The organism is Micromonospora sp. DT68 (assembly GCF_049847245.1).
GTDB classification, from domain to species: Bacteria; Actinomycetota; Actinomycetes; order Mycobacteriales; family Micromonosporaceae; genus Micromonospora; species Micromonospora profundi.
The window spans coordinates 603,659-622,790 of record NZ_JBNCNZ010000002.1; the positions used below are offsets into that span (position 1 = coordinate 603,659).

Annotated in this window: 18 protein-coding genes; 16 read left to right on the plus strand and 2 right to left on the minus strand. The window is 69.7% G+C overall.

Going from position 1 to position 19,132, the window contains the following annotated elements; all coding sequences use genetic code 11:
- Nucleotides 1–61: 61 nt before the first annotated feature.
- Entirely contained in the window at nt 62–1,150 is a 1,089-nt protein-coding gene (prfA, locus tag ACPXB1_RS05980) for a peptide chain release factor 1 (protein WP_355591284.1), read from the plus strand.
- Between the two features lie 126 nt (nt 1,151–1,276).
- On the opposite strand, the gene ACPXB1_RS05985 is transcribed toward prfA, so the two are convergent.
- The gene (locus ACPXB1_RS05985) at nt 1,277–2,824 is read right to left on the minus strand and encodes a GGDEF domain-containing protein (protein ID WP_355591287.1); all 1,548 of its coding nucleotides are present in this window, start codon (nt 2,822–2,824) and stop codon (nt 1,277–1,279) included.
- A gap of 73 nt (nt 2,825–2,897) precedes the next feature.
- Between ACPXB1_RS05985 and prmC the strand changes: the two genes are divergently transcribed.
- The 4 genes from prmC to ACPXB1_RS06005 all read left to right on the plus strand — a co-directional run bounded on the left by prmC (nt 2,898) and on the right by ACPXB1_RS06005 (nt 7,325).
- A complete protein-coding gene (gene prmC, locus ACPXB1_RS05990; protein ID WP_355631803.1) occupies nt 2,898–3,845 on the plus strand; it encodes a peptide chain release factor N(5)-glutamine methyltransferase in 948 nt (315 codons plus the stop codon).
- Nucleotides 3,845–4,492 (plus strand): L-threonylcarbamoyladenylate synthase, encoded by a 648-nt coding sequence (locus ACPXB1_RS05995; protein WP_053655680.1) that lies wholly within the window; start codon nt 3,845–3,847, stop codon nt 4,490–4,492. Before prmC ends, ACPXB1_RS05995 begins: the two co-directional genes overlap by 1 nt.
- Nucleotides 4,493–5,104: a phosphotyrosine protein phosphatase gene (locus ACPXB1_RS06000; protein ID WP_355591293.1), complete on the plus strand. Its 612-nt coding sequence runs from the start codon at nt 4,493–4,495 to the stop codon at nt 5,102–5,104.
- A 106-nt stretch (nt 5,105–5,210) separates the two neighbouring features.
- Nucleotides 5,211–7,325, plus strand: coding sequence for a transglycosylase domain-containing protein (locus ACPXB1_RS06005; RefSeq protein ID WP_355631800.1), 2,115 nt, complete (start codon nt 5,211–5,213; stop codon nt 7,323–7,325).
- Between the two features lie 133 nt (nt 7,326–7,458).
- Here the strand turns inward: ACPXB1_RS06005 and ACPXB1_RS06010 are convergent, their stop codons facing one another.
- Nucleotides 7,459–8,922 carry an SDR family oxidoreductase gene (locus ACPXB1_RS06010; RefSeq protein ID WP_355591299.1) on the minus strand — a complete coding sequence of 488 codons (1,464 nt, stop codon included), beginning with the start codon at nt 8,920–8,922 and terminating at the stop codon, nt 7,459–7,461.
- A 35-nt stretch (nt 8,923–8,957) separates the two neighbouring features.
- On the opposite strand from ACPXB1_RS06010, the gene glyA reads away from it, so the two are divergent.
- From glyA to ACPXB1_RS06065, 11 genes are all read left to right on the plus strand, one after another.
- Nucleotides 8,958–10,244: a serine hydroxymethyltransferase gene (gene glyA / locus ACPXB1_RS06015; RefSeq protein ID WP_355591302.1), complete on the plus strand. Its 1,287-nt coding sequence runs from the start codon at nt 8,958–8,960 to the stop codon at nt 10,242–10,244.
- The gene (locus ACPXB1_RS06020; RefSeq protein WP_355631798.1) at nt 10,241–10,672 is read left to right on the plus strand and encodes a hypothetical protein; all 432 of its coding nucleotides are present in this window, start codon (nt 10,241–10,243) and stop codon (nt 10,670–10,672) included. The genes glyA and ACPXB1_RS06020 overlap by 4 nt, the downstream gene beginning before the upstream one ends.
- Before the next feature lie 191 nt (nt 10,673–10,863).
- On the plus strand, nt 10,864–11,085 hold the full coding sequence (locus ACPXB1_RS06025; RefSeq protein WP_355591308.1) for a hypothetical protein: 222 nt from the start codon (nt 10,864–10,866) through the stop codon (nt 11,083–11,085).
- 42 nt (nt 11,086–11,127) lie between these two features.
- Nucleotides 11,128–11,907 (plus strand): F0F1 ATP synthase subunit A, encoded by a 780-nt coding sequence (atpB, locus tag ACPXB1_RS06030; protein WP_355591311.1) that lies wholly within the window; start codon nt 11,128–11,130, stop codon nt 11,905–11,907.
- 92 nt (nt 11,908–11,999) lie between these two features.
- On the plus strand, nt 12,000–12,224 hold the full coding sequence (atpE, locus tag ACPXB1_RS06035; protein ID WP_355591314.1) for an ATP synthase F0 subunit C: 225 nt from the start codon (nt 12,000–12,002) through the stop codon (nt 12,222–12,224).
- A 29-nt stretch (nt 12,225–12,253) separates the two neighbouring features.
- Complete coding sequence (locus ACPXB1_RS06040; protein ID WP_355591317.1) at nt 12,254–12,781, plus strand: F0F1 ATP synthase subunit B; 528 nt, start codon at nt 12,254–12,256, stop codon at nt 12,779–12,781.
- Nucleotides 12,781–13,602, plus strand: coding sequence for a F0F1 ATP synthase subunit delta (locus tag ACPXB1_RS06045; protein ID WP_355591320.1), 822 nt, complete (start codon nt 12,781–12,783; stop codon nt 13,600–13,602). Before ACPXB1_RS06040 ends, ACPXB1_RS06045 begins: the two co-directional genes overlap by 1 nt.
- Nucleotides 13,603–13,692: 90 nt before the next feature.
- The gene (atpA, locus tag ACPXB1_RS06050; RefSeq protein WP_355591323.1) at nt 13,693–15,345 is read left to right on the plus strand and encodes a F0F1 ATP synthase subunit alpha; all 1,653 of its coding nucleotides are present in this window, start codon (nt 13,693–13,695) and stop codon (nt 15,343–15,345) included.
- Between the two features lie 4 nt (nt 15,346–15,349).
- On the plus strand, nt 15,350–16,291 hold the full coding sequence (locus ACPXB1_RS06055; protein ID WP_355591326.1) for a F0F1 ATP synthase subunit gamma: 942 nt from the start codon (nt 15,350–15,352) through the stop codon (nt 16,289–16,291).
- A complete protein-coding gene (atpD, locus tag ACPXB1_RS06060; protein ID WP_355591329.1) occupies nt 16,291–17,727 on the plus strand; it encodes a F0F1 ATP synthase subunit beta in 1,437 nt (478 codons plus the stop codon). The genes ACPXB1_RS06055 and atpD overlap by 1 nt, the downstream gene beginning before the upstream one ends.
- Before the next feature lie 222 nt (nt 17,728–17,949).
- A complete protein-coding gene (locus ACPXB1_RS06065) occupies nt 17,950–19,089 on the plus strand; it encodes an LCP family protein (RefSeq protein ID WP_355591332.1) in 1,140 nt (379 codons plus the stop codon).
- Nucleotides 19,090–19,132 lie beyond the last annotated feature (43 nt).

Genomic DNA, 19,132 nt, shown 5'->3' on the forward strand with positions numbered 1-19,132 from the left:
GCCCGGCTGTCGGCAGGTCCGTCCGGCCCGGCAGCCGTACCGTCGAAGGAGCATCCGCAGCATGAGCAGCGAGCGTCTGGCCGGCCTCCTCGACGAGTACGCGGAGCTGGAGAAGCGGTTGGCCGATCCGGCCATCCACGCCGACCAGGCCACCGCGCGTCGGGTCGGCCGTCGGTACGCCGAACTGGTGCCGCTGAACAAGGCCGCCGGCGAGCTGGAGCAGGCGCGCGCCGACCTGACCGCGGCCCGCGAGTTGGCCGCCGAGGATCCGTCCTTCGCCGGTGAGGTGGAGTCGATCGCGGCGTCCCTGCCGGTGCTTGAGGAGCGCCTCGCGGAGCTGCTCATTCCGCGTGACCCGCACGACGCCAAGGACGTGATCGTCGAGATCAAGGCCGGCGAGGGCGGCGAGGAGTCGGCCCTGTTCGCCGGTGACCTGCTGCGGATGTACACCAGGTACGCCGAGCGGCACGGGTGGATCACCGAGGTGATCGACGCGCAGGACTCCGACCTGGGCGGCGTCAAGGACGTCTCACTGTCGATCAAGACCAAGGGCGTGCCGGACGGCGGTAACGGCGTCTGGTCGAGGCTCAAGTGGGAGGGCGGCGTGCACCGGGTGCAGCGTGTCCCGGTCACCGAGTCGCAGGGCCGGATCCACACGAGCGCGGCCGGGGTGCTGGTGCTGCCGGAGGCCGAGGACGTCGACGTCACAATCGACCAGAACGACCTGCGGATCGACGTGTTCCGGTCGTCCGGGCCGGGCGGTCAGTCGGTGAACACCACCGACTCGGCGGTGCGGATCACCCACCTGCCGACCGGCATCGTCGTCTCCTGCCAGAACGAGAAGTCCCAGTTGCAGAACCGGGAGCAGGCGATGCGGATCCTGCGTGCCCGGCTGCTCGCCGCCGCCCAGGAGCAGGCCGACGCCGCCGCCTCGGACGCCCGCAAGGCGCAGGTCCGTACGGTGGACCGCTCGGAGCGGATCCGCACCTACAACTTCCCGCAGAACCGGATCACCGATCACCGGATCGGCTACACGGCGTACAACCTTGACCTGGCGCTCGCCGGTGACCTGGACGGGGTGCTGGACGCGTTGGCCGAGGCCGACCGCGCGGCCCGCCTGGCCGGCGACACCGAGCTGACCCGCCGCTGACCAACCCTGCCCGGTCCCCGTCCCCGTCCCCGTCCCCGTCGATCATGGGGTTGTGGTGGGCGGTTTGTCGCGTCCTGGGCCTTTGATGAGGCACCACAACTCCTTGATCGACGCGAGGTCTCGCGGTCAGCTCGCGCGGGGGCGTGACTTGGCGCGCAGCATCTCCCGATCGGCCTGCTCGAAGGCGATGCTGAGCGCGTCGCGCAGCCCGCCGCCGCCGGAGACCTCGGCGAAGCCGATGCTCACCCCGACCGGCGTGCCCGGCACCAGCGACTCCCAGTCCTCGGCGTGCACCGCCGCCTCGATCCGGCGTGCCACCTCGGCGGCCTCGACCATGCCGGTGTCCGGCAGCACCACGACGAACTCGTCGCCGCCGTAGCGGGCCACGAAGTCGCCCCGGCGCATCACCCGGTTGATCACCCCGGCGATGCGTTGCAGGACCAGGTCGCCGGAGTGGTGCCCGTGCCGGGTGTTCACCGCCTTGAAGCCGTCCAGGTCGCAGACGCCGATCACCACCCGGTCGCCCCGGGTGACCACTGCGGTGATGTACCGCTCCAGCCGGCGCCGGTTGGGCAGCCCGGTGAGCGGGTCGGTGAGCGCCTCACCCTCGTACCGTGCGGCCTCCCGGCGCATCTCCTCGTGGTCGATCCGGGCGGCGATGCCGTCGATGTAGACGTCGCGGAGCCGGTCGTTGCGCTGGGCGGCGAGCCGGAACGCCAGCCGGTCGGCCCGGTGCGCCGCCGAGTGGTCGCCGGCCCGGGACAGGGCGATGCTGCGCAGCCGTGCGGGTTCGGCAGCGCCGAGCGTCTCGGTGGCAACCTGGATGGTGTCCAGTCGGGTGACCGCCTCGATGGGCCGCCCGTCGGCCACTGCCAGGCAGACCATCCCGAGTTGCCGCAGGTCGCGGGCACGCGCGCTGTCCCCGCCGTGGCTGATCAGGCGGGCCGGCGCGGTGTCGCCGGACAATCCCACCGGGTCGCCGAGTGCCGCCTGCCGTGCCGCCGAGTAGCCGTACGCGGCGAGGCTGCTGGGGCGCAGCTTGCCGGCCCGCCCGGTGCGGACGAAGCGGGCCAGATCGGCGGCGACGTCCCGGAGCACCCGCAGACACCCGTCGCTGTCCCCGTTGTGGTCCAGTGCCACCGCGTTGCGCAGTCGGATGCCCGGCGCGGCGAACGTCTCCTCGGGGATGCCGGCGGTCAGCCCGAGCTGCCGGGCGCGTTCGATCGCGCCCAGGGCGTACCCGTGGAAGCTGAGGTAGCTGTAGGCCATCGCGAGGTCGTGCCAGCCCCAGGCGGTGTCCCGGTCCGGATCCTCCACGGCGCCGAGCATCCGGGCGGCCTTGACCAGGTGGGTGACGCAGCGGTCCAGGGCGCCCTGGTGGTGCGCGGCGAGGGCGGCAAGCGCGTTGAGGTGCCCGCGCAGGTAGGGCTCGTTGAGGTCGCGGACGGCCGCCGACGCCTCCTCGATGGCCCGGGTGAACTCCGCCGTCCGGCCGAGATTGATCAGCGCGGAGAGGCGCTGCACCATGGCGTCCGCGCGTGCCGCCGGGTCGTTGGTGGTGCGGATCACCCGGTCCAGCAGGGTGTACGCCTCGGCGGAGCGGCTGGCCTCCTGCAATGCCCGGGCACGCGTGAGGGCGTCAACCTGGTCATCGACCCGGTCGAGCCAGCCCACTCACAACCTCCTGTCGTGTGCGCCTCGACAACGTCCGTTCGTGGCGTCGCCGGTGACGCTTCATGATTATGTCGTGAGCACTTTGCCGCAACACCCCTCCGAAGGGACAGGGCCCCTCCGTCCGTCCGCCGCCGTGGGTCGGGCCGCCCGGGCGCTCGCCGCTGCGGGCGTGGGTCCGGCGCGGGTGGAGGCCGAGCTGTTGACCGCGTACGTGCTGGGGGTGCCCCGGGGCCGGCTGGCGCTCGCCGACGACCTCAGCGATGACCAGCTCGCCCGGCTCGATGGGTTGGTCGAGCGCCGCGTCAGCCGGGAGCCGTTGCAGCACCTGACCGGTCGGGCGGGTTTCCGGCACCTGGAGCTGGCGGTCGGACCGGGTGTCTTCGTGCCCCGCCCGGAGACGGAGCTGCTGGCCGGCTGGGGCATCGAGCAGAGCCGAGGGCTGCCCGACCCGCTGGTGGTGGACCTGTGCAGTGGTTCCGGCGCTATCGCCTTGGCGGTGGCCCAGGAGGTGCCCGGCGCGCGGGTGGTCGCCGTGGAGCGGTCCCCGGCAGCGCTGGCATGGCTGCGCCGCAACGCCGCCGAGCGGGCCACGAAAGGTGACCGCCCCATCGAGGTGGTCGAGGCCGACGTGACAGCACCGGACCTGCTTGCCGATCTGGTCGGTCGGGTGGACGTGCTGCTCTGCAACCCGCCGTACGTACCCGTTGAGGTGGTGGTGCCGCCGGAGGTTGCCGGGCACGATCCGACGGAGGCGGTGTTCGGCGGCGCGGACGGCCTCGACGTGATCCGACCGGTGCTCGCCCGGGCTGCGGCGCTGCTGCGGCCGGGCGGCGTCATCGGGGTCGAGCACGACGACACGCACGACGTGGCGGTGCCCGCGCTGCTCGCCGGGAGCGGCTGGTTCACCGCCGTCGACGAGCATCGGGACCTCACGGGCCGCCCCCGGTACGCCACCGCGTCCCGACGGGCGGACGGCCAGCACGCCGCGTCCGGCCGGGCGTGGCAGACTGACTCCTCGTGATGCTCTACGACTGCCGGTCGCCCGCCGATCGTGACCGCGGCATCGCTGCGGCCATCGAGGCGGTCAAGAACGGCGAGCTTGTCGTCCTCCCGACGGACACTGTCTACGGAATCGGCGCGGATGCGTTCACGCCGTACGCGGTGAAGGCTCTGTTGGACGCGAAGGGCCGGGGCCGGCAGATGCCGCCGCCGGTGCTCATCGGGTCCCGCCACACCCTCGACGGCCTGGTGTTCTCGCTGCCCACTGCCGCTCGGGACCTGGTGGAGGCGTTCTGGCCGGGCGCGCTGACGATCGTCGTCGAGCACTCGCCGAGCCTCCAGTGGGACCTGGGCGACAAGTCGGGGACGGTCGCGGTGCGGATGCCGCTGCACCCGGTGGCGCTTGAGGTGCTGCGGGAGACCGGCCCGATGGCGGTCTCGTCGGCGAACAAGACGGGCCAGCCGGCGGCGGTGACCGCCGAGGAGGCCCGCGACCAGCTCAGCTACTCGGTGCGGGCGTACCTGGAGGCCGGGCCCTGCCCGGACCCGGTGCCGAGCACGATCGTGGACCTCACCGGCGACGTGCCGCAGCTACTGCGGGCCGGTGCGATCCCGTTGGAGAAGCTGCGCGAGGTGGTTCCGGATCTCGTCGACACCCAGGGGGTCTGAGTGCCCCCGTTCACCGTCCTGCACGTCTGCATGGGCAACATCTGCCGCTCGCCGATGGCCGAGCGGCTGCTCGCCCTCGCGGTGCGGGAACGGTTGGCGCGGCGTGGGGAGGACCCGGCGCGGGCTGAGGAGTTGCTGCACAGCCACAGCGCGGGGACGGGCGGCTGGCACGCGGGCGAGGAGATGAACCCGCCGGCGGCCCGGCAGGTCATCGGCCGTGGCGGGGCCGTCGAGGGGTTCGCGGCGCGCAAGCTGCGCTCGGACCACATCGACGCCGCCGACCTGGTCCTGACGGCCACCGCCGACCAGCAGGAGTACGTGGTGGCGCTGCGCCCAGACGCGGCAGCCCGCACGTTCGTGCTCGGTGAGTTCGGCCGGCTGCTGGCCGCTGTGGACGTCGCCGCGCTGCCGGTGGCGCAGGCCACCCCGGAGGGGGTGTACGCCCGGGGCGTGGCCCTGGTAGCGGCGGCCAACGACAACCGGTTGGGCGCCTCGGTGCTGCCCACCGACGATCTTGACGACCCGTGGGGCCGTGGTGACCAGTGCTTCAGCCGGGTCGCCGACGAGATCGAGGAGACGGTCCACCCGCTGGCCGCCGCGCTGCTGCCCTGAGCGACGTGCGAGTTTTCTGCGGGTTTGGGGAAAACCAGGGGCGAAAGGGGCGTTCCGGGTCATTCTGAACGGGTCCTAGTGTGACCGGCTCCTGCGGGGAGAGCTGATGATCCGGGCCCGACTCGACAAACTACTGACCGTGGTGATCGCCGGCGTGCTTGCCGGACTGGTGCTGGCCGGAGCCGCCCTGCCTGCGGCCCTTGTCTTCGGGATCGGCTTCAGCGCCCTGTCCACGCCGTACTCGGAGCTGCCGAACACGCTCCGCACGCCACCCACAGCCCAGCGGTCCAACCTCTACGCCAGCGACGGCACCACACTGATCACGTCCTTCTACCAGGAGGACCGGGTGGACGTGCCGCTGCACGAGGTCGCCCCGGTGATGCGCCAGGCCATCGTCGCCGCCGAGGACGCCCGCTTCTACAAGCACAGCGGGGTCGACCTGCGCGGCGTCGTACGCGCGTTCACAGTCAACAAGCGCGACGGCCGCACCCGGCAGGGCGCCTCCACGCTGACCATGCAGTACGTCCGCAACGTGCTCGCCAGCGACCCCCGGCTGACCGAGGGGCAGCGCCGGGCCGCCACCGAGGTCACCACAGCCCGCAAGCTCCAGGAGATGCGGTACGCTCTCGCGCTGGAGCGGGAGCTGAGCAAGGAGGACATCCTCACCCGCTATCTGAACATCGCCTACTTCGGCGCCGGGGCGTACGGGATCGCCGCCGCCAGCAAGCGCTACTTCTCCCGGTCGCCGGCCGAGCTGACCCTGGCCCAGGCAGCGCTGCTGGCCGGTCTGGTGCAGTCGCCGGACAGCGACGACCCGATCAACGGCGACGCCGACAGTGCGCTGGAGCGCCGGGCGTACGTGCTGGAGCGGCTTGTGGAGTCCGGCCAGGTGGCGGCCGACGCGGCCGAGGCGGCGCGGGCCGAGCCGATGGAACTGCGACCGAGCGAGACCCCCAACGACTGCACCGGGGTGCCCGACGGGCACAACGACTGGGGCTTCTTCTGCGACTGGTTCACCCGCTGGTGGAGCAGCCAGCCGGCGTTCGGGTCGACGGCCGACGAGCGGCAGCGCACCCTGCGCCGGGGCGGCTTCTCCATCGTCTCCTCGCTGGACCCGGCGGTGCAGCGGGCCACCACCGAGCAGGTGTTGAAGATCTACAAGCCGACCAACGCGCGGGCGGTGCCGACCGCTGTGGTGCAGCCCGGCACCGGGCGGGTGCTGGCGATGTCGGTGAACCGCGCCTACAGCGTGGACGACAACCCGCTCGGGCAGAAGAACCACCCGAACACCGTCAACCAGCTCGTCGCCGGCGGCGGGGCGATCGACGGCTACCAGGGCGGCTCGACGTTCAAGCTCTTCGCCCTGCTGGCCGCGCTGGAGTCCGGCCTGCCGCTGTCGACCGAGTTCACCGCACCGAGCCAGATCATCACCCGGTTCCCGGTGACCGGGCAGGCAAGCTGCGACGGCCGCTGGTGCCCGTCGAACGCCAACCCGTCGTCGATGGACGGCCCCCGCACCATGTGGAGCGCCTTCGGCCGCTCGGTGAACACCTACTTCGCGTGGCTCACCGAGAAGGTCGGCGCCGACCGGGTTGTGGAGATGGCCGAGCGGCTCGGCATCGTGCTGCGCGCCGACCCCGACGAGCAGCTGGCCCGGTACGGCGCGAAGAACTGGGGCCCGTTCACACTGGGCGTGGCCGCTACGACCCCGCTCGACCTGGCCAACGCGTACGCCACGGTGGCGGCCGAGGGAACCTGGTGCGCGCCGCTGCCGGTGGTCTCGATCAGCGACTCGACCGGGCGGCCGGTGGATGCCGCCAAGCCGGACTGCCGGCAGGTCCTGGACACCGACGTGGCCCGGGCTGCCATCGACGCGTCCCGCTGCCCGGTGGGCGACCAGTCGATGTACGGGCGGTGCGACGGCGCCACCGCACCCGACCTGCGCGCCCGGCTCGGCCGCCCGGTGGCCGGCAAGACCGGCAGCTCCGAGCGGTACGAGACGGAGACGGTGGTGGCCTTCACGCCGCAGTTGGCTGTCGCCTCGATGGCGGCAAACCCCGACGATCCCCGCGATGCTGTCGGTCAGGCGGTGCAGGCCCGGATGGTGACCGCTGTTGGCGAGGTGCTAACCGCCGCCCTACGGGGCGAGCCGGTAAGAGATTTCGTCCCGCCAAGCGAACGAGCCGCCTTCCAGGTGACAGGCCCCCGCAACGGCAACTGACCCCGCCCCGCCCGCCCTCCCGCCCGCCCCGCCCGCCCATCCCTCGCGATCTTGCAGTTTCTGCCTCGGCAAAAGGGGTGGAAGCGCATAATCTGGCGACCGAAAGTGCAAGATCGCGGGGGTTGGGGACAGGTCAGGGGAGTTCTTCTGCGCCTCGGGCTATGTTGCGGGCCATTCCTCCGAAGACCAGCGCGTGGAACGGTGCCACCGATCCCCAGTAGGCGTGCCCGGCCAGCCCTCGGGGCAGGAAGACCGCGCGCTGCTGATAGCGGCTGCGCCCGTCGTCGGCGGGCAGCACCCGCATCTCCAGCCAGGCCCGGCCGGGCAGGCGCATCTCGGCGCGCAGCCGCAGCAACTCGCCCGGGATGATCTCCTCAACCCGCCAGAAGTCCAGTGCCTCGCCGACCTGTAGCCGGTGCGGGTCGCGCCGGCCGCGGCGCAGCCCCACTCCGCCGACGAGCCGGTCCAGCCAGCCACGGATCGACCAGGCGAGCGGGAACGAGTACCAGCCGTGCTCGCCGCCGACGCCCTCGACGACCCGCCAGAGGGCGGCCGGTGACGCGTCCACGGTCCGCTCCCGAAAGTCGGTGTACGTGGTGCCACCGGACCAGTCCGGGTCGCTGGGCAGCGGCTCGGCGGGGGCGTCCGGGCCGCTCGCGTTCGACCAGCGGGTCTCCACCTGGGCGTCGCGAACCTTGGCCAGCGCCAGGGACACCGCCTTGTCGAAGCCGGTCAGCCCGCCGGGCGGATCGGGTACGTACCGCGCGATGTCGTGTTCGTGCGTGACCGCCTCGTGGATCAGGCTCTCCACGAGCGGGCGGGCGATGGCGTTCGGTACCGGTGTGATCAGGCCGACCCAGTGCGACGAGAGCGACGGGGTGAGCGGACGGACCGGCACGATGATCCGTCGGCGCAGCCCGGCCACCCGGGCGTAGCGCTGCATCATGTCGCGGAAGGTCAGCACGTCCGGTCCGCCGATGTCGAAGCCCCTGTTGACCTCCGGCGGCAGCGTGGCGCAGCCGGCCAGGTAGCGCAGCACGTCGCGGACGGCGATCGGCTGGATCCGGTTGCCCACCCACCGTGGGGTGACCATGGCGGGCAGCCGCTCGGTCAGGTAGCGCAGCATCTCGAACGACGCCGAGCCGGAGCCGATGATCACCGCGGCACGGAGCACGGCCGTGGGCACCCCGCTGGCCAGCAGGATCCGACCCACCTCGGCCCGGGACCGCAGGTGCGGGGAGGGGACCTCCGCGTCGGACGCCGGCTCTGGACCCCCCAGGTAGACGATCCGGCGTACGCCCGCCGCGCGGGCCGCTTCCGCGAAGTTCGTCGCTGCCTCGCGGTCGGCCGCCTCGAAGTCGGGGCGGCCGAGCGAGTGCACGAGGAAGTAGGCGACGTCCACGTCGGCGAATGCGGCGGGCAGCGTCTCCGGTCGGCTGAGGTCCCCCTCGACGATCTCGGCCGCCGAGGCCCACGGCACGTCACGCAGCCGCACGGCCTTACGGGCCAGGCAGCGTACGGAGTGACCGTCGGCGAGCAGAAGCGGCGTCAGTCGCCCGCCGATGTATCCCGTGGCACCGGTGACGAGGCATCTCACGGGTCCCAGTGTGCTGCCCTCTAGACTCGTTCGCTGTGGAGACCGAGACGAGCACCTTCTGGGGGCCGGATTTTGCGCAGCTCAGAGCCACCGATCCGGAGATCGCCGATGTGGTTCTCGGCGAGCTGGACCGGTTGCGGGGTGGTCTGCAGCTGATCGCCAGCGAGAATCTGACCTCGCCGGCGGTGCTTGCCGCGCTCGGTTCCACGCTCACGAACAAGTACGCCGAGGGTTACCCGGGCCGCCGCTACTACGGCGGTTGCGCGGAGGTGGATCGGGCCGAGGAGATCGGCATCGCCCGCGCCAAGGAGCTCTTCGGAGCCGAGCACGCCAACCTCCAGCCGCATTCGGGGGCGAGCGCCAACCTGGCCGCGTACGCCGCGCTGGTGCAACCGGGGGACACGGTCCTGGCGATGGACCTACCGCACGGCGGGCACCTCACCCACGGCAGCCGGGTGAACTTCTCCGGCAAGTGGTTCCACCCGGTCGGCTACCCCGTCCGGCCGGACACCGAGCTGATCGACTACGACGAGGTACGCGACCTTGCGCGCGCGCACCGACCCAAACTCATCATCTGCGGCGCGACGGCGTACCCCCGGTTGATCGACTTCGCGCGGTTCCGGGAGATCGCCGACGAGGTCGGCGCGTACCTGATGGTGGACGCCGCGCACTTCATCGGCCTGGTCGCCGGCCGGGCGATCCCGTCCCCGGTGCCATACGCCGACGTGGTCTGCGCCACCACCCACAAGGTGCTGCGCGGCCCGCGCGGCGGCATGATCCTGTGCCGTGAGTCGCTGGCCCAGCGGATCGACAAGGCGGTCTTCCCGTTCACCCAGGGCGGCCCGCTGATGCACGCGGTCGCGGCCAAGGCGGTCGCGCTGCGCGAGGCCGCCCAGCCCGAGTTCCAGACGTACGCCCGGCAGGTGGTCAGCAACGCCCAGGCGCTCGCTGCCGGGCTTGCCGACGAGGGGATGCGCCCGGTCTCCGGTGGCACCGACACCCACCTCGCTCTGATCGACCTGCGTGAGGTGGGGGTGACCGGCGCGGAGGCCGAGCGACGCTGCGACGCCGCGTCGATCACCCTGAACAAGAACGCCATCCCGTACGACCCACAGCCGCCGATGGTGGCCTCCGGCATCCGGGTGGGCACCCCGAGCGTCACCACCCAGGGCATGCGGGAGGGTGAGCTGCGGCAGGTGGCAGCCCTCGTCGCCCGTGTGGTGCGTACCGATCCCGGTGCACCGGGCGGTGCCGACGCGCTGTCCCGGATCGGCGCCGAGGTGGCCGAGCTTGTCGCGACGTTCCCGGCGTACCCCCGATGAGCGAGCCACGGGCGGGTGAGCCGGGCGCGATCCGGGTCCGACTGCCGTACCTTCGCTTTACGCTGCTGAGTTGTGCGGTGCTGGCGGTGCTCGCGGTCCCGCTCGCGGCGATCCTGTGGGGCGCCGAGGGCGCCGCCGGAGCGGCTGCCGGGATCGCGTTGGTGGTGGTGAGCTATCTCATCTCCGGCTTCTCGGTCGCCTGGGCGGATGCCATCAACCCACGCATGATCATGTCCGTTGGGCTTGTCACCTACGGCGTGAAGATCGTGATCCTCGGTCTGGCCATGTCAGCCATCGCGGCCACCGGTTGGGGTGGTTTACGGGTCATGGGCGGCGCCGTCATCCTGGCCGTGGTGGTCTGGACCGGAGCCCACCTGACCTGGGCGCTGCGGTCTCCGCTGCCGACATTCCGGTCGCGGCGCGACTAATCACGTCCGATTGCGGGCTCCTCAGCGGACGATTGTCGGCAATTTGCCGGTCCCGTCGGGCTGCCTCGGCGGACTTGACGGGAGTAGCCTTGGCGACGGTTGACGCGCCCGTAGTGCGACCCGCACGCTGCCCGCAGTGTGGGGGGTGCCGCACACCCTGGCGCAGGCAGGCTGATATCGTTCGCGGCGTCATGGCCGACGACCTTCACCCCAAGAAGTCCGATGAGCACTCATCGGAGGGCGTTGCCGGCACCGTTCTTGGCTATCTCATCGCCGGAATTGTGGTGTGGGGTTTCCTCGGATGGCTAGCGGGACGCCTTATCGGATTTCCCACGGGCATCGGGATCGCCACGGGCATGATGTTCGGCGCAGCCGGAGCGATCTACCTGATCATGAAGAGGCTCGGTGCTTGAGTTCCAGCACACGCGGGTCTGTCGAGTGCGGAGGATGACACGGTGAGTGGACAGCTCGTCGCCGCCGAGGGGCTTCCTTGGCCCCCCAGCGTCGGAGATTTCTACCCGCCGAACGTGGCCGGCCCCTGGGTCACCAAGTTCGGGATCATGATCTGGCTCGCGGTCGCGTTGCTGATCATCTTCTTCATGGTCGCCTACCGGAAGCCAAAGCTGGTTCCCGGTAAGGCCCAGTGGTATGCGGAGTCGGTCTACGGCCTGGTTCGGGACAACATCGCCCGCGAGCAGATGGGCAATGCGGGCATCCGCTTCGCGCCCTATTTCACGGTGCTCTTCAGCTTCATCCTGCTGACAAACATCTTCAGCATCGTGCCCGGGTTGCAGATCTCGCCCAACTCGCACATCGCCTTTCCGATCGTGCTCTCCGCCATCTCCTACGTGATGTACCTCTACATCGGCGTCCGGAAACACGGCTTCGGCAAGTACCTGAAGATGATGCTGATCCTGCCCGGCGTTCCGTGGCCGATGCACTTCCTGCTGATCCCGATCGAGTTCCTGCAGAACTTCATCGTCCGGCCGGTCACCCTCGCCCTGCGGCTCTTCGCCAACATGTTCGCCGGCCACCTGCTGCTGCTGGTCTTCACCGTCGGCGGGTTCGTGATGCTCGCCTCGGACAGCATCTTCGTCCAGGTGACCTCGGTCTTCTCCTTCGCCATGGCGATCGTGATGGCCTTCTTCGAGGTCCTGGTCGCGGTGCTGCAGGCATATGTCTTCGTCACACTGAGCGCCAACTACGTCGGGTCGTCGCTGGCCGACGAGCACTGAGACCCGCTCGGCGGGTCACCCGGCCCACCAAGCTTCTGGATACGACCGCGTACGCGTGAGAGTTCACGCGTTAACTAGGAGGAATACCCGCAATGGACGTTCTCGCCGCCATCAACGGTAACGTCAACACCATCGGCTACGGCCTCGCCGCCATCGGCCCCGGTATCGGCGTCGCCCTGGTCTTCGCGGCCTACATCCAGTCGAGCGCCCGTCAGCCCGAGTCCGCCGGCTTCAACCGGACCTGGCTCGTCCTGGGCTTCGCCCTGGTCGAGGCGCTCGCCCTGTTCGGCCTGGTGCTCGCCTTCGCCGTCAACTGACCGTCCGTACTTCGACCCGGAGGTCTGACATGTATCTCGCTGCGGAAGGCGCGCACAACCCGATCCTGCCGATCTGGCAGGAGATCGTCGTTGGTTCGATCTCCTTCGCCCTGCTCGTCTTCGTCCTGCTGAAGTTCGTCATGCCGCGCATGGAGGCGATGTACCAGGCACGGGTCGATGCGATCGAGGGTGGCCTCAAGCGTGCGGAGGCGGCCCAGGCCGAGGCGAACCAGCTGCTCGAGCAGTACCGCGCGCAGCTGGCCGAGGTGCGTACCGAGGCCGCCAAGATCCGTGACGACGCCCGCTCCGACGCCGAGGGGATCCGACAGGACATCCTCGCCAAGGCGCGGGAGGAGTCCGAGCGGGTTGTCGCCGCCGGCAAGGAGCAGCTCCTGGCCGAGCGCGCCACCATCGTGCGCGACCTGCGCGCGGAGGTCGGCGGTCTCGCTGTCGACCTGGCCAGCCGGATCGTCGGGGAGTCGCTCGCTGACGAGGCCCGTCGCAAGGGCACCGTCGAGCGCTTCCTCACCGATCTTGAGAGCGCGGGGGCCCGCTGATGCAGGCCGCCAGCCGGGAGTCGTACAAGGCAGCCGTCGAGCGGCTGGAGGCGTACACCCGCGGTGCTCAGCCGCAGGCGATCGCCGCCACCGCCGACGGCGTCCTCTCCGTCGCGGATCTGCTGCGGCGGGAGGTACGGCTGCGCCGGGCGCTCTCCGACCCTGCACGTTCCGGTACGGATCGCGCCGGCCTGCTCGGCACCATGCTGAGCGGCAAGGTCGACGAGCAGGCACTCGACCTGACCAGCTCGTTGGTCGCCAACCGCTGGTCGGCACCGTCGGAGTTGCTCGACGGCACCGAGCGGCTCGGTGTGGAGGCGCTGCTCGCCAGCGCCGACGCCACCGGTGACCTCGGTGAGGTGGAGGACGAGCTGTTCCGGTTCGGCCAGTTGGTCGCCGGGCAGCCGCAGCTCGCCACCGTGCTGACCGACCCGATCGCGCCGTTGGCTCAGCGCGCCGGGTTGGTTCGGGAACTGCTGGAGGGCAAGGCCCACCCGGTGACGGTCCGCCTCATCGAGGTGGCTCTCTCCGGGTTCGGTGGGCGCTCCTTCAGCGGTGCGCTCACCCGACTGGTCGAGCTCACCGCCGACCGGCGGGACCGGCAGGTCGCGTACGTGACAGTGGCCGCCCCGCTGGATGACGCGGAGGAGCAACGGCTGGGCGCTCGTCTCGCTGAGCTATACGGTCGGCAGGTCGACGTCAAGCAGACTGTCGACCCCGACATCCTGGGCGGCATGAGCGTCCGGGTCGGTTCCGATCTCTACGACGGGACGATCCTGCGCCGGCTCAAGGAGACTCGTAACGCGTTCGCCAAGCGCTGACGGCTTCCGCGAAGCACCTGAATGACAGACGCCATTCGGACCGGTCGGTACTAGGTATCCCCGGGCCCCTGAAATTTAAGGAAGCAGAGGATGGCCGAGCTGACCATCTCGACGGAGGAGATCCGCGGCGCCCTGGAGCGCTACGTCTCCTCCTATTCGCCCGACGTCTCCCGCGAGGAGGTCGGCACCGTCGCCGACACCGGTGACGGTATCGCCCACGTCGAGGGCCTGCCCTCGACCATGACCAACGAGCTCCTGGAGTTCGAGGACGGCACGCTCGGCGTGGCGTTGAACCTCGACGTCCGCGAGATCGGTGTCGTTGTTCTCGGTGACTCCGCCAAGCTGGAGGAGGGGCAGCGCGTCAAGCGCACCGAGCGGGTTCTCTCCGTTCCGGTCGGCGACGCCTTCCTCGGCCGCGTGGTCAACGCGCTCGGCGAGCCGATCGACGCGCTCGGCGACATCGCCAACGAGGGCTTCCGCGAGCTGGAGCTGCAGGCTCCGAACGTGATGTCCCGGCAGTCCGTCGACGAGCCGCTGCAGACCGGCATCAAGGCCATCGACGCGATGACCCCGATCGGTCGGGGCCAGCGGCAGCTGATCATCGGTGACCGGAAGACCGGCAAGACCACCGTCGCGCTGGACGCCATCCTCAACCAGCGGGACAACTGGCGCACCGGCGACCCGAAGAAGCAGGTCCGCTGCATCTACGTCGCCATCGGCCAGAAGGCCTCCACCATCGCCTCGATCAAGGGGCAGTTGGAGGAGGCGGGCGCGATGGAGTACACCACCATCGTGGCCTCCCCGGCCTCCGACCCGGCCGGCTTCAAGTACCTCGCCCCGTACACCGGCTCGTCCATCGGGCAGCACTGGATGTACGGCGGCAAGCACGTTCTGATCGTCTTCGACGACCTGAGCAAGCAGGCCGAGGCGTACCGTGCCGTGTCGCTGCTGCTGCGCCGCCCGCCGGGCCGTGAGGCGTACCCGGGTGACGTCTTCTACCTGCACTCCCGCCTGCTGGAGCGCTGCGCGAAGCTCTCCGACGAGCTTGGTGGCGGCTCGATGACCGGTCTGCCGATCATCGAGACGAAGGCCAACGACATCTCGGCCTTCATCCCGACCAACGTCATCTCGATCACCGACGGCCAGATCTTCCTGGAGACCGACCTGTTCAACCAGGGCGTCCGTCCGGCGATCAACGTCGGTACCTCGGTCTCCCGGGTCGGTGGCGCCGCGCAGGTGAAGCCGATGAAGAAGGTCGCCGGTTCGCTGCGGCTCAACCTGGCCCAGTACCGCGAGCTGGAGGCGTTCGCCGCCTTCGCCTCCGACCTGGACAAGACCTCCCGAGCCCAGCTGGACCGCGGTTCGCGCCTGGTTGAGCTGCTCAAGCAGCCGAACTACTCGCCGTACCCGGTGCAGGAGCAGGTCGTTACGGTCTGGGCCGGCACCGAGGGCAAGCTGGACGACGTCCCGGTGGGCGAGGTCCGCCGCTTCGAGTCGGAGTTCCTCCAGTACCTGCGGCACAAGCACGCGGGTGTGCTGGCCGGGATCGCCGACAACCAGTGGAACGACGACATCATCGGCTCCCTGGACAACGCGATCAGCGAGTTCAAGAAGGTCTTCCTCGGCAAGGAGGACGAGCCTCGGATCAACGACGCGCCGGCCAAGCCGCTCGAGGGTGACGAGAACCGCGAGACGGTGACCCGCTACCGCGACAGCGCGCCCGCCGGCCCGGCCGAGAGCTGATCTGATGGCGGCCCAGGTACGCGTTCTTCGTCAACGAATCCGCTCGGCGAAGTCGATGAAGAAGATCACCAAGGCGATGGAGCTCGTGGCGACGAGCCGGATCGCCAAGGCCCAGGCCCGGGTGCAGGCGTCCCTGCCGTACGCCCAGGCCATCACCGGCGTGCTCACGGCGCTGGCGTCAAACGCGCGGATCGACCACCCGCTGCTCACCCCGCGCGAGCGGGTGCGGCGGGCGGGCGTTCTGCTGGTCACCAGCGACCGTGGCCTGGCCGGCGGCTACAGCTCCAACGCGATCAGGACGGCCGAGTCGCTGATCGCGCGGCTGCGGGCGGACGGCAAGGAGCCGGTGCTCTACGTCATCGGGCGTAAGGGCGTCGGGTTCTACCGGTTCCGTGACCGGCCGATCGAGGCGAACTGGACCGGGTTCAGCGAGCAGCCGTCGTTCGAGGACGCCCGCACCGTCGGTGAGACGCTGATCAAGGCGTTCACTGCCGGCGCGGACGACGTCGACGGCGACGCCGGGGCGGACGGGGTGCTCGGCGTCGACGAGTTGCACATCGTCTACACCGAGTTCCACTCGCTGATGACGCAGACCCCGGTCACCAAGGTGATCGGTCCGATGCAGGTGGAGGACCGGCCGCGCGCCGAGGGGCGCTCCGAAGGGCTGCTGCCGGCGTACGAGTTCGAGCCGGATGCGGAGGCGCTGCTCGACGCGCTCCTGCCGAGGTACATCAACACGCGGATCTACGCGGCGTTGATCGAGTCGGCGGCGAGTGAGTCGGCGGCACGGCGGCGGGCGATGAAGAGCGCCACCGACAACGCCGAAGAGATGATCGACAAGTACACGCGCGAGATGAACTCGGCCCGACAGGCCGGGATCACCCAGGAGATCAGCGAGATCGTCGGCGGCGCCAACGCGCTGGCCGCGTCGGGAAGTGAAGTGTGATGACTGCACCAGTAGAGACCAAGACGGCCACGGGTCGCGTGGTCCGGGTCATCGGCCCGGTCGTCGACGCCGAATTCCCGCGTGACGCCATGCCGGCCCTGTTCAACGCTCTGAACGTCGACGTGAACCTGTCCGGCGGTGAGAAGACGCTGACCCTGGAGGTTGCCCAGCACCTGGGTGACAACCTGGTCCGTGCCATCTCGATGCAGCCGACGGACGGTCTGGTTCGCGGCGCGGAGGTGCGTGACCGTGGCGAGCCGATCACCGTTCCGGTGGGCGACGCGGTCAAGGGCCACGTGTTCAACGCGATCGGCGAGTGCCTCAACCTCACCGAGGGCGAGACCATTCAGGCCGACGACCGGTGGGGCATCCACCGCAAGGCTCCGGCCTTCGCGGATCTGGAGCCGAAGACCGAGATGCTGGAGACCGGCATCAAGGTCATCGACCTGCTGGCCCCGTACGTCAAGGGCGGCAAGATCGGCCTGTTCGGCGGCGCGGGTGTGGGCAAGACGGTGCTCATCCAGGAGATGATCACCCGTGTTGCCCGCAACTTCGGTGGTACCTCGGTGTTCGCCGGCGTGGGTGAGCGCACCCGTGAGGGCAACGACCTCATCGCCGAAATGACCGAGTCCGGCGTCATCGACAAGACCGCGCTCGTCTACGGCCAGATGGACGAGCCGCCGGGCACCCGGCTGCGGGTGGCGCTGTCGGCGCTGACCATGGCCGAGTACTTCCGGGACGTGAAGAAGCAGGAGGTGCTGCTCTTCATCGACAACATCTTCCGCTTCACCCAGGCGGGTTCGGAGGTCTCCACCCTGCTCGGCCGTATGCCGAGCGCCGTGGGTTACCAGCCGACCCTGGCCGACGAGATGGGCGAGCTCCAGGAGCGGATCACCTCCGTCCGGGGCCAGGCCATCACCTCCATGCAGGCGATCTACGTGCCGGCGGACGACTACACCGACCCCGCCCCGGCCACCACGTTCGCCCACCTGGACGCGACCACCAACCTGGAGCGGTCGATCTCCGACAAGGGCATCTACCCGGCCGTGGACCCGCTGGCGTCCTCGTCCCGGATCCTCGCCCCGGAGTTCGTCGGCGCCGAGCACTTCCAGGTGGCCACCGAGGTGAAGCGGATCCTGCAGCGCTACCGCGACCTGCAGGACATCATCGCCATCCTCGGTATCGAGGAGCTCTCCGAGGAAGACAAGATCACCGTGGCGCGTGCCCGGCGGATCGAGCGCTTCCTGTCGCAGAACACCTACGCTGCGGAGCAGTTCACCGGCGTGCCGGGCTCGACGGTCCCGATCAAGGAGACCATCGAGGCGTTCCGCAAGATCAGCGAGGGGGAGTACGACCACTTCCCTGAGCAGGCGTTCTTCATGTGCGGCGGTCTGGAGGACCTGGAGCGCAAGGCTGAGGAGCTGATGAAGGGCTGACAGCCCGACCAGATCCGTGACACAAAAGACTGCCCCGGCAATGCCGGGGCAGTCTTTTGTTCATCTTCGCGCCTTATCATCTTCGCGGTCCGTTGCTCGTTGTCGGCGCTTGCGCAGCTGGCGAGATACGGTCGTTGCGCACGTTCCCCTGGACGAGCGTTGATCTTTGCAACCTTTCGGCGACGCGCGCCCGTCTTCTACCCGTGGGCGTGACGAACGGAGATGCACGTGGCTAAGGCCGGCAAGAGTGGCCGCAAGTCGATCTGGCGAGGCGTGCCTCGCTGGGCCAGGATCTGCACGGTGTTCGGCGCGGTGCTGACGATGCTCAGCGGAGCGGTGCTTGTCGGCACCGAGGTGCTGATGGCCCGCTACGAGGGCGCTGTCGGCAAGGCCGACCTCTTCGGTGACCAAGCCGCCGGCGCCAAGGAGAAGAAGAGCGACATCAAGGGTCCGCTCAACATCCTGCTCGTCGGCATTGACCCGCGGAACCCGACGGCGGCGCCACTTGCCGACTCGATCATGGTGCTGCACGTGCCCGCCTCGATGGATCGTGCCTACCTGTTCTCCGTGCCCCGTGATCTCTACGTGGACATCCCGCCGTTCAAGAAGGCCAACTTCCGCGGCGAGAAGACCAAGATCAACGCGGCGATGTCGCACGGCAGTCATGTGCCGGGCGGAAACCCCGACGCCGCGCGCGGCTTCGAGCTGTTGGCCACGACTGTGCAGAACGTCACGGGCATCAAGCGCTTCGACGCCGGTGCGATCATCAACTTCACCGGCTTCCAGAAGATCGTCGACGCGATGGGTGGCGTCACCATGTACGTCGAGCGCGAGGTGAGGTCCGAGCACAAGCAGCCGGACGGCAAGGCCCGGCCGGGCAACCCGCGCGGCGAGGGCTACATCGGGCCGCAGGCGGTCTACCCGAAGGGCACCCACCACCTCAGCGGGTGGCAGGCGCTGGACTACGTCCGGCAGCGCTACGAGAAGAACGGCGTCATCGACGGCGACTACGGGCGGCAGCGCCACCAGCAGCAGTTCGTCAAGGCGATGGTCGGCCAGGCGTTCAGTGCCGACGTGGTCGCCAACCCGATCAAGGCGGACAAGGTGCTCCGTGCCGCCGGGCAGTCGCTGATCTTCAACGGCCGTGGCAACAGTGTTGTCGACTTCGGGATCGCACTGAAGGACATCCGCCCCAACACCATCCAGATGATCAAGCTCCCCGGTGGTGGCGTCTACGAAGGCAAGAAGTACAAGGGTGAACAGTTCCAGGCAGGCGTCGCGGACTTCTTCACCGCCCTGCACAATGAACAACTGGACCCGTTCCTGTTGGAGCACCCGGAATTCCACAACAAGACGAAGTAGTCGTGGCGCAGCTCTCCCCACCCGCGTTGGGGGCAGGCAGCCG

Excerpts from the sequence above, each read along its gene's own strand:
- prfA (WP_355591284.1), top strand. The coding sequence starts at position 62 with ATGAGCAGCGAGCGTCTGGCCGGCCTCCTCGACGAGTACGCGGAGCTG.
- ACPXB1_RS05995 (WP_053655680.1), top strand. The coding sequence starts at position 3,845 with ATGCTCTACGACTGCCGGTCGCCCGCCGATCGTGACCGCGGCATCGCT.
- ACPXB1_RS06005 (WP_355631800.1), top strand. The coding sequence starts at position 5,211 with ATGATCCGGGCCCGACTCGACAAACTACTGACCGTGGTGATCGCCGGC.
- ACPXB1_RS06020 (WP_355631798.1), top strand. The coding sequence starts at position 10,241 with ATGAGCGAGCCACGGGCGGGTGAGCCGGGCGCGATCCGGGTCCGACTG.
- ACPXB1_RS06025 (WP_355591308.1), top strand. The coding sequence starts at position 10,864 with ATGGCCGACGACCTTCACCCCAAGAAGTCCGATGAGCACTCATCGGAG.
- atpE (WP_355591314.1), top strand. The coding sequence starts at position 12,000 with ATGGACGTTCTCGCCGCCATCAACGGTAACGTCAACACCATCGGCTAC.
- ACPXB1_RS06040 (WP_355591317.1), top strand. The coding sequence starts at position 12,254 with ATGTATCTCGCTGCGGAAGGCGCGCACAACCCGATCCTGCCGATCTGG.
- ACPXB1_RS06045 (WP_355591320.1), top strand. The coding sequence starts at position 12,781 with ATGCAGGCCGCCAGCCGGGAGTCGTACAAGGCAGCCGTCGAGCGGCTG.
- atpA (WP_355591323.1), top strand. The coding sequence starts at position 13,693 with ATGGCCGAGCTGACCATCTCGACGGAGGAGATCCGCGGCGCCCTGGAG.
- ACPXB1_RS06055 (WP_355591326.1), top strand. The coding sequence starts at position 15,350 with ATGGCGGCCCAGGTACGCGTTCTTCGTCAACGAATCCGCTCGGCGAAG.
- atpD (WP_355591329.1), top strand. The coding sequence starts at position 16,291 with ATGACTGCACCAGTAGAGACCAAGACGGCCACGGGTCGCGTGGTCCGG.
- ACPXB1_RS06065 (WP_355591332.1), top strand. The coding sequence starts at position 17,950 with ATGCACGTGGCTAAGGCCGGCAAGAGTGGCCGCAAGTCGATCTGGCGA.